The organism is Streptomyces sp. CB03238, assembly GCF_002099185.1.
Lineage (GTDB): Bacteria > Actinomycetota > Actinomycetes > Streptomycetales > Streptomycetaceae > Streptomyces.
The window spans coordinates 139,417-152,906 of record NZ_NBCN01000014.1; the positions used below are offsets into that span (position 1 = coordinate 139,417).

Consider the following 13,490-nt stretch of genomic DNA (forward strand, 5'->3'; position numbering starts at 1 on the left):
GCTGGTCTCCCCGGTCCTACTCGTCCTCGGCGCGGCTGAGCTTGACGTACGCCGCCGAGAAGCCGGCGAGGAGTACGAGCAGGAGCAGGCCGAGCGCCGCCGCGGCACCGTAGTTGTTGAAGTTGAAGGCGTATTGGTAGATGAGGTAGACGACGGTCGTGGTCGATCCCTCGGGGCCGGCGCCGCCGGTGAGCAGGAACGGCTCCACGAAGACCTGCATCGTGGCGATGATCTGCATGAGCGCCATCAGCGAGAGGATGAGGCGGGTCTGCGGGATGGTGACGTGCCAGATCTTGCGGAGCAGTCCCGCGCCGTCGAGTTCGGCGGCCTCGTACAGCTCGCCGGGGATGGACTGGAGTGAGGCGAGGTAGATCAGCGTGGCGCCGCCCATGTTCATCCAGGTGGAGGCGATGACGACGGCGATCATCGAGATGTCCGGGTCCTGCAGCCACTGCTGCTCGGGCAGTCCGATCGAGGTGAACAGCTCGTTGAGGAGGCCGTAGCCGGGGTCGTACAGGTACTTGAAGAGCAGCACCGAGGCAACCGGCGGGAGCATCACGGGCAGGTAGACCAGGAGCCGGAGGTATCCCTGGCCGTGCTGGAACTCGTTGATGACGATCGCGACGAGGAACGGTACGGCGAAGCCGAAGACCAGCGCGAGCACGGTGAACAGGCCGGTGTTGCCCCAGGCCTGCCAGAAGGCGGGGTCGTTGAACACCGTCACGAGGTTGTCGAACCCGACCCAGGTGGTCCGGCCGTCCTCGGTCTTCTGGAAGGCGAGGAAGAACTCGCGCACCATCGGGTACCAGGAGAAGACCGCGAAGCACAGGATCGCGCCGATGAGGAACCCGTGGGCGGTCAGATTGCGCCGCAGGGCACGAGCGAAGCCGCCGGAGGCAGGCCCGGGTTTCGTCTCACGCGGCGGGGTGGGGCGGCTGCGATCCGCCTTGCTCGGGGTCAGGCTGGGGGCCGACATCGTCGCTCCTTGGTACTGTCTGCCGGTTCTGAGCCCGATCGGGCGGGCTGATGGGCCGGGGCGGGCCGGAGTCGGTCCGGTCGGCCCCTCTGGGCCGGGGCGGGCGGACGCCCGCCCCGCACCCGGCCGGTCACTGGTTGGCGAGGACCTGGTTGACCTGTGCCTCGGCGGTGGAGAGGAGCTTGTCGATGTCGGCGTCCTTGTTGGTGAGGATGCCTGACATCACGTTGTCGAGGATCTTGTAGACCTCCTGCGCCTTCGGCGGCTCGGCCTTGCCGACGACCGGGTTGTCCATGAAGGTCTTGAAGTTCTCGACCGGCATGGTGGCGTGCTCCACGCGGGCGGCGTCGTCCTTGGTCTTGGAGTCGTTCAGCCAGAAGTTCGGCTGCGGGATACCGACCGGGAGGCCGTCGGCCTTGGTGCGGGCCCAGTCGAACTGGCCCTTGCCGACGGTGAGGTTCTTGAAGTTGAGCCAGGCGATCGCGGCCTTGATCTTGTCGGGCGAGATGCCCTTCTTGATCATGTAGTTGTTGCCGCCGGCGAGAGTGTTCTTGCCGCCGGGAATGGGGCCCATGCCGAAGTTCTCGTACTTCGCACCCAGCTGCTGGGCCATGTAGGCGATGTCGTCGGGGGCGGCGAGGAACATGCCGAGCTTGTCGGTGGCGATCTGCTTCTGCAGCTCGCCCCACTTGAGCAGCTGGGTCTTGCCCATGCTGTCGTCCTCCCAGCGCATGGCGTGGAGGTTCTTCGCGACCTGCTTGCCGAGCTCGTTGTTGAACGCGGCCTTCGTGCCGGACGCGTCCACGACGTCACCGCCGACGCTGTACATCTGCGCGGTGAAATGCCAGCCGCCCTGGTTGCCCGTGCTGTACTCGCCGAAGCCGGAGATCCCCTTGCCCAGGCCCGCGATCTTCTTCGCGGCCGCCCGGACCTCTTCCCAGGTGCGCGGCGGGGTGTCCGGGTTCAGGCCGGCGTCCTTGAAGAGCTTGCGGTTGATCAGCAGGCCCATGGTGTAGTTGCTGGTGGGCAGGCCGTAGAGCTTGCCGTCCTGCTTGAGGGAGTTCAGGACGTTCGGGTCGATGTCCTTGAGCAGCGGGACGGACTTCGGGTGGACGTAGTCGGTGATGTCGGCGGCGCCGTCGTTGTCCAGGACCTGCGGCAGGTCGGTGAAGTACGTGTAGAAGACGTCCGGCTGCGACTTGGCCTTAAGCATCGCGGTGAAGCGCGGCGGCTCCAGGCACTGGCCGGGGGTGGAACGGCCCTCGATCGTGACGTTCGGGTACGTCTTGTTGAACTCGGCGACGTCCTCCTTCCACTCCTTCAGCTCGGGCGCCTTCGCCGCGGGCGGCATGCAGTCGATCGTGAGCGTCACCTTGGTCTTCGGGTCCAGCGGCAGCGTGGGATCCGAGGAACCGTTCTGCTGGGATCCGTCGCTGTTGCTGTCGTCGCTGCTGCTCGTGCCGCAGGCGGCGAGCGCGGTCAGCGACAGGGCGGAGACGAGGGTGATCGCGGCGGCACGACGGCTGCGGCGGAACCGGGCACTTCTCATGGGTGGACCCCTTCGGGCATGAGCGAGGAGCGGTGCGTGAACGTGGAGGTCACCCCCTCCGCCGACGGCGTTGTGGGGTGCGGCACACTCAACCACCACCAACAAGTGAACGCAAGATCTCGCGTTGATTTCGTAATTGCCCGACAGGACTGCGTAATCGTATCGTGACCGATGCGCAGGGTTGCGACATTACGGAGAGGGCGGAGCCACCTGGATACGCCTCCCGCAATTCCCCACCGAGGTGCCTGTCTATCGAGCGCCATAACCACCGGAAGGGCTGGGATCCGTAGGTGACTATCCATAGATCCCTTCGAAGAGGTCCTCCTCTGAAGGCAGAGCGCTCACTGAAACCCGCAGCGAACGGGGCAGGATGAGCCGCACCCCGGCCTGCCCCCCGGCACCTGACCCGTCCCGGCCGACTCGGCCCACGTGAACAGCCTCCGGTCCTGGACGGTCACCCCGCACCGGAGAAGACCTGAGACCGACCGAGGCCTCACCAAGGATCCTCGTCTTGTGAATCACCTCTCTACGCCCAGTGCCTACGGACCGTCGGGCCTGGGGATCGCGATGCCCAGGGCATGTCGGTTCCCGTGGCGGCCCCCGGCCTGGTGACCGCGGCAGCACTCATCGGATCGACCGCCCGAGATTGCGCGACGTGGCAGCCGGCCGATCCAGGGCGGTCGCCGAAGTCGCCCAAACGGTGATCCCAAGAGCCGTTCCCAGTAACAAGGAGCGCTCGGAATCGTCGCCGTGTACGCCTCCCCGACACGTGCCGCTCATGTCGGGAGCGACTTCTGCGAGGTGGTGCGCACCCGGAGCAGTACGCCCGTTCTCAGCCGGAACCTCGTGCGAGCAACTCGTCCTGGAGCGTGCGCTGCAGGACCTACATGAGGCGGCAGACCGAGACGGCAGGATCGCAACGGCTGCCAACCCCCTGCACGACCGCTTGCACGAACTGGCGACACGGGTGAGTGCACGCACGGAGTACGGACTGATCCACGGAGAACTCGGACCCGACCACGTCCTGGTCGACGGCGACGGACACCCCGTCCTGACCGACATCGAGGGCCTGATGCACTTCGACATCGAATGGAAGCACGTCTTCCTCCGGCTCCGCTTCGGCGAGCACTACACCGCACTGTCCCGACGAGGTCTCGATGCACAGCGCCTCGACCTCTACACGCTCGCCATGCGACTTTCACTGACGGCCGGGCCACTGCGCCTCCTCGATAGCGCCTTCCCCGATCGCAGGTCCATGCAAGGGATCGCCGAGCACAATGCCAGGGAAGCACTCGCCCTCGTTTCACCGCCGTTGCCCGTAAACACCCGAGACCCTGCTCTGCCCGATCAGCTCGAACGAATGGACGAAGAAACCGACGTTCAGGGTGGGTAATCACGCAACCGCCCGCGCTCTGCCCGCTGACAGCCACCTGCGCCTTCGGACGGCCCGCCCACCTGCTGGCCCGTCGCCTCCGGCGGCGAGTGGTTCGTCGTGGTCCCGCTCTCCGGCGCGCGCGTCGCGCTGGTGGCCGGCTATATCCGGGGCACGGAATGGGCGCGGTCAGCCTGATAAGACGGTTGCGCACTGCCGTACGGGCCTTCGCCGCGATGGACCTGGCCTGCGGCGAGATGCTGGAACGGCTGCACCGGCTGACCGCGGAGCTGCGCCGAGCAGCCGGCCGAGCCGGCGGGGAGCCCTCGCCAGAAGCGGCGACGTGACTGGCAGCCTTCTACGACCCCGTCAGTCGCGGGTGCGAGGTCGCCACGGAGGGCCATCCGGCTCCGGTGCGCATGACACCCGACGGACGGGTCGAACCGATCGAGGTACCGCGAGGTCCGCTGCTGGGCATGGGAGAGGCCACCTATACGGTCACGAGCCTCGCGGTCCCCGAAGGAAGCATCGTGGCCCTGCGGAACGCGGGCTTGGAGCGGGGCACGGACGCCGCGTGCCTGGAGACTCACCGAGCGGTGCTGACCGGTGGTGACGGATCGCTCCGGGACCGGTGCGACGCCCTCGTCTCGGTCATGCTGCCCGGCCCTCCAACCGACGACGCGCTCCTGCTGCTGGCGCGGACCCGCGCGCTCGATCCCGATCGCCTGGCCTCGTGGCCCCTCGCCAACGCCCCCACAGCGCCTCCGCCGCGTGCCGGCACGTGCGCGCGACGCTGGACGCCTGGGGCATCACGGACCTGGTGTCCGAGACGAAGCTCATCGTCAGCGAGCGCGCCGGCACGCGTTCCGGTACACCGAAGGGCCCATCGGGCCGCGCCTGATCCGGGACCGGTCCTGATCTGCGAGGTCTCGGACAGTAGCAGTGCGACACCCCACATGAGGCGTGCGGAGCAGGACGACGAGGGCGGGCGCGGACTGTTCCTGGTCGGGCAGCTCGCCCATCACTGGGGAACGGGCCAGAGCAGCCGCGGCAAGACGATCTGGACCGAACAACTGCTGCCGGACAACCCCGGAAGCCTTTGCTTCCCGGCCGACCGCCTCTTCCTCTCCCTCATCCCCTTTGCCGAGCCCCCGCGACCCGTTCGGGTCGGCGGCCGATGACACGCCGACGGGTCGCTACGGAGTCTCGTGCAGGCCGGTGTCGGCTGGGCCGAAGGCGAAGCGGGTGAAGCGAACCCGCAGCCCCTCGCGCCGGGGCGAGCAGCAGAAGGGTCCCGCCGTCGCGATCGCGGCCGGCCGCATGTGCGCGAGACGGATCATCCGCCAAGGGCCCTCGCCTGTGCGGGCGCGGATGGTGAGCGCGTCTCCGGAGCGGCTGACCCGCACCGTGACCGGTGTTCCCGCCCACTCGGGGACGGGGGCCAGCGACCAGTCGGAGGTGTCATGCGTGACGACCGCGCCAAGGTGCGGAGTGCCGCCCGTCTCCGGCACGGGGCCGGCACAGGACCTCACGGGGGAGGTCCTGCGCCGACGGGTGTCTCCGGGGGACGCCGGAGGACAATGGAGCTACGGGTTGATGTTGATCTTGAAGGTGGAGGTGGTGTTGCGGATGTCGACGGCGTTGCCGTTCATCCGCAGGCCGTTGAAGGTGACCTCACCGACGGCCGGACCCTGGCCCGCCTCGGGCATCTCGTTCGCCCAGAGGCCGAAGCCGGACTTGGCGTCCCAGGCGTCGCCGCTCTTGCGGGCTCCGGTGATGGAGATGTCGGTGAGGACGGTGTCCTTGATCGGGAACTGCGGCTGTCCGCCGACGTAGTTCGTCTGGAACATGATGCCGCTGTAGGTGGGGTCGACGATGTCGACGTGGTTCACCCTGATGCCCTGGAACACCTTGGATGCGGAGAAGAGCCACATGCCGGGGAAGGTCTGGTTGCCCCAGAAGTGGCCGCCCGCCCGGACGATCGAGATGTTCTCCAGGGTCGTCGGCTCGGTCCCGAAGCCGTTCATCGCGTAGCCGAAGTCCAGCGAGGAGATGGTGACGCCGGAGTACACCAGGGTGTCGGCGATGTGGATGTTGCGGAAGGTGTTGGCGTAGCCACCGTAGACGGCGAGGCCCGCGGCCCGCCAGGTCAGCGTGCTGGTCAGGTTCTCGTAGACGTTGTTCTTCATGTCGGCGCCGCCCGCGTCGATCGCGGAGAACAGGGCGAAGCTGTCGTCGCCGGTGGCCCGGGCGTCGTTGTTGACGACGTGGTTGTCGGTGGAGCCGTTGGTCATGTTGATGCCGTCGGCGAACATGTTGCGGATGCGGGAGTTCTTGATCGTGATCCGGTCCGAGTTGGCGCCCCAGTAGAGGCAGACCATGTGCTCGGTCCAGATGTTGTCGATCTCGATGTCGGTGATGTTGGCGAAGTCGAAGACCTTCCCCGGGCCGTCGATGCGCGAGGTGTAGTTGCCGAAGTAGGCGAAGTTCCGGAACGACGAACCCTTCGCGGCCGCCTCGGCCCGGAAGCCGACGTCGGTGTTGTTCTGCGAGGCCGGCGCGTGGAACCTCGTGTACCAGGGCCCGGCCCCGACGACCCGCACGGGCTTGCCGTACACCTGGAACTTGCTCGACGTCTGGTAGTCGCCGGGCGGCAGGTAGACGCCCACGAGCTTACCGGTGGAGTCCATGCGGACCTTGTCGAGCGCGTTCTGGACGTCCTGCTGACCGAAGCCGGCCGGCACGGCGTACGCGGCCGGGTCGGGGTTGGCGACCGGGGCGACCTGCTCCAGGTTCACGAAGTCGATCGCGTAGTTCGCGGCGGTGTTGGCGGCGTCCTTCTGAAGGCGGATCCTGCTGCCCGCCGGAACGGTCTCGCCGAGCAGGAGGTGCGCCTCGTCGTAGATGTGGCGCGGGCCACCGGCCGACGGGGCGTTCTCGGGGACGGTCTCGGCGCCGTACAGCCACGCGTACTTCGAGGTCAGCGGCATGGCCTTCTTGAAGACCCCGTCGACGTAGACGTTGATCGTCGAGTCGATGCCGCCGCCGCCCGGGGCGTCCGGGATGGAGAAGCGGGTCACCAGGGTGTTGGTGGAGGCCCGGGTGGTGAACTCGACGTACTCGCCGGTCGCGTCCAGGTTCACCGCCTTGCGGCCGGACGCCTCGCCCGCGATGTCGCCCACCGTGCGGTTGGGCCCGACGACGGTCGCGCCGCCGCCCGGGGTGCCGTCCTCGGCCTCGTACATGTCGTACGGCATGTTCGCGCCGCGCCCGACGAACAGCTGCTGGGAGGCGGTGTTGTTGGCGCGCTTGACCGGCAGTTCGCCGGCGTCGTCGGCGAGGACCGTGCGGACGGTGTACGAACCGTTGGCGGCGGTCCACGGGCCGAGGGTCACCACGGTCGAGGCGCCCGCGGCGAGGCTGCCGCTGTAGGAGCCGGTCAGGGTCTTGACCGTGGCGCCCTGCTTGTCGAGCAGGTTCAGGGTGACGGCGTGGCTGCCCGCCGAGGTGGCCTGGTTGCCCTGGTTCTTCACCGTCGCCTTGAAGGAGACGGTGTCACCGGCGGACGGGCTGGACGGGGTGGTCGTGACCGAGGTGGTGACCACGTCAGAGCTGGTGACCGGCTTGACCACCATCGTGGTGGGGCTGGTGTGGGTGTTGTTGGTCTCGTTCTGCTCGATGACCGCGTTAGCCTCGTCGGCGACCGCGCTCAGCTCGTACGAGCCGGCCTCCCGCGCGCCGATGGAGGCGCTGACGGTGGTCTGGGCCCCAGGGGCGAGGGCTCCGACCTGGGCGGTGGCGACCTTCGTGCCTCCCAGCCGCAGCGCGACGGCGCTGGCGGGCGCGGCGGCCGGGCCGCTGTTACGGACCGTGGCGTTGACCGTGATCTGGTCCGACTCGACCGGGGCGGCCGGCGTCGTGGTCAGGCCGGTCACCTCCAGGTCCGGGTTGGGCGCGGGCACGCCCATGACCTGGAACTCGGCGAGCTGACCGGCCGGGGAGCCGGAGTTGGCGGTGAACTTCAGCTGCACGTCGGCGACACGGGCGGTGACCGGGACGGTCACGGTGTTGCCGCCGGCCGGGTCGAAGGTGTAGCTCTTCGCGGCGACCAGGCTCGTGAAGCCCGCCGCGTTCTGCTCGCGGCCGAGGACCTCGATGGTCTGGTTGCGCGCGCCCCAGGCGGTGTCGGGGTTCAGCTTGAGGACGAGCCGGTCGAGGTCGGCGTTGGAGCCGAGCTTGACGGTGAGGGTGTTCGGGTAGCTGCCGCCCGCGCCCTCCCAGTAGGTGCCGGTGTTGTTGTCGTTGGCGTTCGCCGCGACGAAGCTGTGGACCGTGGAGGAGGCGCTGATCGCCTTGCCGACGGCCAGGTTGGAGCCCGTGGAGCCGCTGCCGTTGCGGGTGACGGTGTTGCTGTTGCCCGACCGGTTGCCGGCCGCGTCCTTGGCCCGGACGTGGTACGTCACGGTCTGGTTCGCCGGGCGGTTGTCCGTGTACGTGGTGACGCCGCCCGCCACACTCGTCAGCAGCGTGTTGTTGGCGTACACGTCATAGCCGGTGACACCGGTGTTGTCCGACGAGGCGGTCCACGTCAGCCTCACCTGACCGGTCGCCGACTCGGTGAACGCCAGGTTCGCGGGCGCCGTCGGCGCCTGCGTGTCACCAGTGTCGCCCTGACGGGTGACGGTGTTGCTGTTCGCGGACTGGTTGCCGGCCGCGTCCTTGGCCCGGACGTGGTACGTCACGGTCTGGTTCGCCGGGCGGTTGTCCGTGTACGTGGTGACGCCGCCCGCCACACTCGTCAGCAGCGTGTTGTTGGCGTACACGTCATAGCCGGTGACACCGGTGTTGTCCGACGAGGCGGTCCACGTCAGCCTCACCTGACCGGTCGCCGACTCGTTGAACGCCAGGTTCGCGGGCGCCGTCGGCGCCTGCGTGTCACCGGTGGCCGGTCCGTAGACCTCGAGCTCGGAGAGCTGGGCCGCAGGCTGCGCGGTGTTCGCCGTGACCAAGACCCGGATGTACCGCGCCGTCGTCTCGCCGAAGGGGATCGTCACGGAGTTCTGGCCGGAGGGGGCGAACTCGTACGCCTTCGACGCCGTGAGGTCGGTGAAGTCCGTGCCGTTCGCGCTGCTCTGGATCTTCAGGGTCTGGCTGCGGGTCCCCCAGCCGTCGGGCAGCCGCAGGACGACCCGGTCGGCGCGGACGGAGGATCCGAGGTCGGCCCGGAGCCACTGGGGCAGCTCGTTGTTCCGGCTCTCCCAGTACGTGGCCTTGCTGCCGTCGTTGGCGTTGCCCGCCGTGTACACCTCGGTGTGGCTACTCGCGGTCAGGGTCTTGCCGGCCGCCAGGTTGGCAGAGGTGCCGTCGGCGGCGTGGACCTCCAGCTCGGAGAGCTGGGCGGCCTGCCAGCCGGTGTTGGCGGTGATGTCGACGCGCACGAAGCGGGTCTGGGCGGCGGGGAAGCTCACCATGACGGTGTTGCCGGCGCCCGGGCTGAAGGCGTAGGTGGCCGAGCTCTTCAGGGTGGAGAAGCTGGTGCCGTCGGCGCTGCCCTGGACGGACAGCGTCTGGTTGCGGCTCTCCCAGCCGGCCGGAAGTCTGAGGACGACCTCGTCGACGCGTGTGCTGGTGCCGAGGTCTGCCTGGACCCACTGGGGAAAGCTCGAACCGGCGCTCTGCCAGTAGGTGCCCTGATTGCCGTCGGTGACGTTCGAGGCGCCGTACTCGGCCGCTCCGCTACTGGCCGCCGTGGGGTCGCCCAGGGCGATGTTGGGGCCTCCGGCGGCCTGGGCGGTCACGAGAGGACCGCCCAGCGCCAGCAGGCTCGTCGCGATCACGGCGCACATGCTCCGTGATCTCCAGTTGTGCAGTTTCATCAGTCCTCGATCTCGGCCCCGCATGCGATGGCTGCGTGGCGCGGCTCGTCGAAATCCCGTACCGCTCGCCTTTGTCGTCCATTTACTGCGAACGGTGGAAGAGTTGCAGAAATTAACCAACTCGTCTACATCAAAAGGTAGTTGGATTCCGGAAACCGAACCGGCCGGTCGGAGGCATGGCGAAGACCCCGCTCGCCAGAGGCGGCGGGGTGTTCCCAGTCCGGCAGGGGGACCGGCCACCGCCGTGGCCGGACCCCGCTGTCAGGGCGCCTCAGGCGCCGGTGCCGGTGCTACGGGTTGCGGATGACGAACTGAGATCCGGGCTCGACGAAGATGTTGCCCTCGGCCGAGTTGGTGATCGTGACGTTGGACAGGGTGGCGCTGCCGCGGGCGCCGCTCATCGCGAGGATGCCGGAGCCGTTGTTGGACTTGTCGATGCGGACGTTGGTGATCTTGACGTCCGGTATCTCGCCGCCGCCGGTCTTGAACTGGATGCCGTCGTAGGTCGAGTCGACGATGTCCGTGTCCTTGATGGTGACGCCCGGGATGGGCTGGCCCTGGGCGAACAGGGTGATGGCGCCGAATTCCTGGTCCTCGTTCCAGAACGCGCCGCCCGTGCGGTACAAGGCGTTGTTGGCGATGAGGGTCTGCCCGGAGAAGGGCAGCGGGTCGTGGTCGGTCGCCAGCATGATGCCGGGGTAGTTCATGGTGTCGGCGATGATGTTGTTCTCGATGGTGTTGCCGAAGCCGCCGTAGATCGCGATGCCGTTGGCCCGCCACGGGAGCTGGATCGTGTTGTTGCGGAAGTGGTTGTTGGAGCCGATGTCCACCGAGGTGTCCTTGACGTACTTGCTGGCCCAGACGGCCAGGGCGTCGTCACCGTTGTTGCGGAAGGACGAGTTGTAGACGGTGGAGTTGCGGGTGCCGTTGGCGAAGTTGATGCCGTCGGCGTAGGTGTTACGGATTCGCATGCCGCTGAACTCGACGCCGTCGCCGGGTCCCCACAGCTCGGGGATGTTGGTGTAGTCGCGGCCGGCCCAGACACCGACGTTGGCGTGCTCGATCCAGACGTTGCTGATCTTGGTGCCCTTGCCGAAGCGGCCGTTGAGGCCGACGCCGCCCTCCTCCTGGGCGTTGTTGCCGCGGATCGTGCCCGAGCCGAAGATGGCGATGTCGGAGATCTGGGTGTTGTGGTCGATGTCGAAGCCGAAGTTGCCCTCGTGCGGGTGGTTGATGCCGCCCGCCTGGTGCGGCGGCGTGAGGGTGTACAGCTGCGAGTGCCACATGCCCGCACCCCGGATCGTCACGTCACGGATGCCGACCGTGTTGTAGATCCCTCGGTCCAGCGGGTCGTCGGTCAGGATCTTCTGCTCCTGGCGCCACTGGCCCGCCGGGATCCACACGCAGGGGATCTCGCCCTTCTGGTCGGCGGTCACGGCCCGCTGGATCGCGTCGGTGTCGTCGAGGCCGTCGTTGGGCACCGCACCGTAGGTGGTGATCGAGACGCAGCCGGCCGGCTGGGCCGCCGGGGGCGCGACCTGCTCCAGGTCGATCAGGTCGATGATGTAGAAGGAGGCCGTGTCACCGGCGTCCCGCTGGAGGCGGAACTTCGTGCCGGCCGGGTAGGACTGGGCCAGCAGAGCGTGGGACTCGTCGAACAGCCGGCGGGCGTCGGTTCCCGGGGTGTTGGTGAGGCCTTCCGGGTCGTCGGTGGTGCCGTAGAGCCAGCTGTGTTTGGAGGAGAGCGTCAGCTTCCGTACGAACTGGCCGTCCGCGTACAGGCTGATCGTGGCCTCCCGTCCGCCGCCGGCGGCGGCGTCGGGGATCGAGTTGCGCACGACGATGGAGTTGGCGGCGTTGGTGGAGGTGAACTCCACGTATTCGCCAGCGGAGTTGAGCCGGACCGACTTGCGGCCGGAGGACTCGGTGGCGAAGTTGGTGTGGCCGAAGGTCCGCTTGGCGTCGGCGGTGAGCAGGGTGCCCTGGTAGCGGGCGTCCTCCGCCTCGTACTCCGTGTACGGCACGGCGGCGCCGCGGCCCACCACGAGCGAACGGCTGAAGACGTTGTTGTTCTCGTTCGTCTCGGCCACGGTCGCGGTGGCGTCGGCCGTCGCGGTGAGGTTGACCCCTCCGCTCGCGGCGGTCCACGTGCCGGAGATCGGCACGGTGACCGACTGACCGGCGGCGACGGCGGGGGTGGTCCCGTTCAGGGTGGTGGTTCCCGCGGTCAGCCGCGTGACGGTCCCGGCGGCGACACCGGTGGTGCCCCGGTTCTGGACCGTGGCCGTGAAGGAGACCTGCGCGCCGACGGCCGGAGCGGCCGGGTTCGGCGCGATCGCGGTGACCGTGAGGTCGGGACCGGGCGCCCGGCCGACGACGAGCTTGGCGGAGCCGGTCCGGCTGTTGTTGGTGTCGTCCTGCTCCACGACGGTTCCCGCCGGGTCGACGACGGCGGACACGGTGTAGCTGCCCATGGCCCGCTTGCCCACGGGGATCTTCACGGTCGTGGAGGCGCCTGCGGCGAGCGCGCCGACCTGCGCGGTGCCCGCCACGGTGCCTTCGAGGCTGACATTGACCGAGGTGACCGGCGAGGCGGCGGTGCCCGCGTTGCGGACGGTCGCGCTGACCTCGACGGCGTCCGTCTCGGACGGCGAGGAAGGGGTCCAGGCCAGATCGGTGACCGTGAGGTCCGGGTTCGGAGCGGCGGCGCCCACCACCTCGAATTCGGCGACCTGGGCGCCGGGAGCGCCGTTGTTGGCGAAGAACTTCAGCTGGAGGTCCGCGTACCGGCCGGTGACCGGGATGGTGACGGTGTTGCTCCCGGCAGACGGGCTGAACGCGTAGTCGGCGCGGGCCTTGAGGGAGGTGAAGCCGGACGCGGACTGCTCGCGTCCGAGCACCTCGACGGCCTGGGTCCGCGGGCCCCACGCCTGGTCGGGGTTCAGCTTGATCCGGACCGCCTGGATGTCGGCGTTGGCACCGAGCTTCGCCGTCAGGGTCGCGGGGAAACCGGCCGACTCCCAGTAGGTGCCGGTGTTCCCGTCGTTGGCGTTGGCCGCCGTGTACGTCTGGGTGAACGAGGAGGCCTCGATCGGCTTGTTCCGCGCCAGGTTGGTGCCGGTCGGCGGCGGGTCGACCGGGCCGCCGCCGTCCTCGCCGAAGACCTCCAGCTCGGAGAGCTGGGCCGCGTTCCATCCGGTGTTGGCCGCCACCTGTACGCGGATGAAGCGGGCGGTGGTCGCGGTGACGGGGATGCTGACGGTGTTGGCGTTGGCCGGGTCGAAGGTCCGCGCGCCCGATCCGGCCAGCGTGGCGAAGGAGGATCCGTCCGTGCTGCCCAGCACGCTCAGCGTCTGGACACGGGAGCCCCACGAAGCGGGCAGCTTCAGCGCGACCCGGCCGACATCGGTGCTCGCGCCCAGGTCGACCTGCACCCACTGCGGGAACGCCCCGTTGGGGCCCTCCCAGTAGGACGCCTGGCTTCCGTCGGTCACATGGCCCGCGACGTAGCCGCCGTTCGTGCCGCCCGCGGTCGCGGGCTTGCCCAGGGCAAGGTTGGGGCCCTCAGCCGCATAGGCGGGGGCGGGAAGCATCCCCACTCCTATCAGGCCTGCCATCACCGAACCAACGATCACTCGCCGCCCGTGGTTTCTCAATCCCATGAAGTCCTCTTGATTCCTCACCCGAGCGGCCGACCGTGCCCCCCGCCCTGCCGAC

At 68.6% G+C, this 13,490-nt stretch carries 7 protein-coding genes and 1 pseudogene; 3 read left to right on the top strand and 5 right to left on the bottom strand.

Features of this window, described 5'->3' with window-relative positions; all coding sequences use genetic code 11:
* Window positions 1–16 precede the first annotated feature (16 nt).
* Both BKD26_RS25285 and BKD26_RS25290 read right to left on the bottom strand, forming a co-directional pair.
* Complete coding sequence (locus tag BKD26_RS25285; RefSeq protein ID WP_084902374.1) at window positions 17–976, bottom strand: sugar ABC transporter permease; 960 nt, start codon at window positions 974–976, stop codon at window positions 17–19.
* Window positions 977–1,106: 130 nt separating this feature from the next.
* Complete coding sequence (locus BKD26_RS25290; protein WP_084902376.1) at window positions 1,107–2,525, bottom strand: extracellular solute-binding protein; 1,419 nt, start codon at window positions 2,523–2,525, stop codon at window positions 1,107–1,109.
* An 838-nt stretch (window positions 2,526–3,363) separates the two neighbouring features.
* On the opposite strand from BKD26_RS25290, the pseudogene BKD26_RS25295 reads away from it, so the two are divergent.
* The 3 genes and pseudogenes from BKD26_RS25295 to BKD26_RS41550 all read left to right on the top strand — a co-directional run.
* Window positions 3,364–3,918 (top strand): annotated as a pseudogene (locus tag BKD26_RS25295) (hypothetical protein); the annotation flags it as partial.
* A gap of 185 nt (window positions 3,919–4,103) precedes the next feature.
* A complete protein-coding gene (locus BKD26_RS42290) occupies window positions 4,104–4,244 on the top strand; it encodes a hypothetical protein (protein WP_179166685.1) in 141 nt (46 codons plus the stop codon).
* 609 nt (window positions 4,245–4,853) lie between these two features.
* Window positions 4,854–5,078 (top strand): hypothetical protein, encoded by a 225-nt coding sequence (locus BKD26_RS41550; RefSeq protein ID WP_241518824.1) that lies wholly within the window; start codon window positions 4,854–4,856, stop codon window positions 5,076–5,078.
* A 15-nt stretch (window positions 5,079–5,093) separates the two neighbouring features.
* On the opposite strand, the gene BKD26_RS25305 is transcribed toward BKD26_RS41550, so the two are convergent.
* From BKD26_RS25305 to BKD26_RS25315, 3 genes are all read right to left on the bottom strand, one after another.
* Window positions 5,094–5,429: a DUF1349 domain-containing protein gene (locus BKD26_RS25305; RefSeq protein WP_107417986.1), complete on the bottom strand. Its 336-nt coding sequence runs from the start codon at window positions 5,427–5,429 to the stop codon at window positions 5,094–5,096.
* A gap of 54 nt (window positions 5,430–5,483) precedes the next feature.
* Window positions 5,484–9,773, bottom strand: coding sequence for a discoidin domain-containing protein (locus tag BKD26_RS25310; RefSeq protein ID WP_084902383.1), 4,290 nt, complete (start codon window positions 9,771–9,773; stop codon window positions 5,484–5,486).
* A gap of 290 nt (window positions 9,774–10,063) precedes the next feature.
* Window positions 10,064–13,435 (bottom strand): CARDB domain-containing protein, encoded by a 3,372-nt coding sequence (locus BKD26_RS25315; RefSeq protein WP_084902386.1) that lies wholly within the window; start codon window positions 13,433–13,435, stop codon window positions 10,064–10,066.
* Window positions 13,436–13,490 lie beyond the last annotated feature (55 nt).

Bases quoted from the DNA above. Each gene is read 5' to 3' on its own strand.
- BKD26_RS25310 (WP_084902383.1), bottom strand. From the start codon at position 9,773: ATGAAACTGCACAACTGGAGATCACGGAGCATGTGCGCCGTGATCGCG.
- BKD26_RS41550 (WP_241518824.1), top strand. From the start codon at position 4,854: ATGAGGCGTGCGGAGCAGGACGACGAGGGCGGGCGCGGACTGTTCCTG.
- BKD26_RS25290 (WP_084902376.1), bottom strand. From the start codon at position 2,525: ATGAGAAGTGCCCGGTTCCGCCGCAGCCGTCGTGCCGCCGCGATCACC.
- BKD26_RS25285 (WP_084902374.1), bottom strand. From the start codon at position 976: ATGTCGGCCCCCAGCCTGACCCCGAGCAAGGCGGATCGCAGCCGCCCC.
- BKD26_RS25315 (WP_084902386.1), bottom strand. From the start codon at position 13,435: ATGGGATTGAGAAACCACGGGCGGCGAGTGATCGTTGGTTCGGTGATG.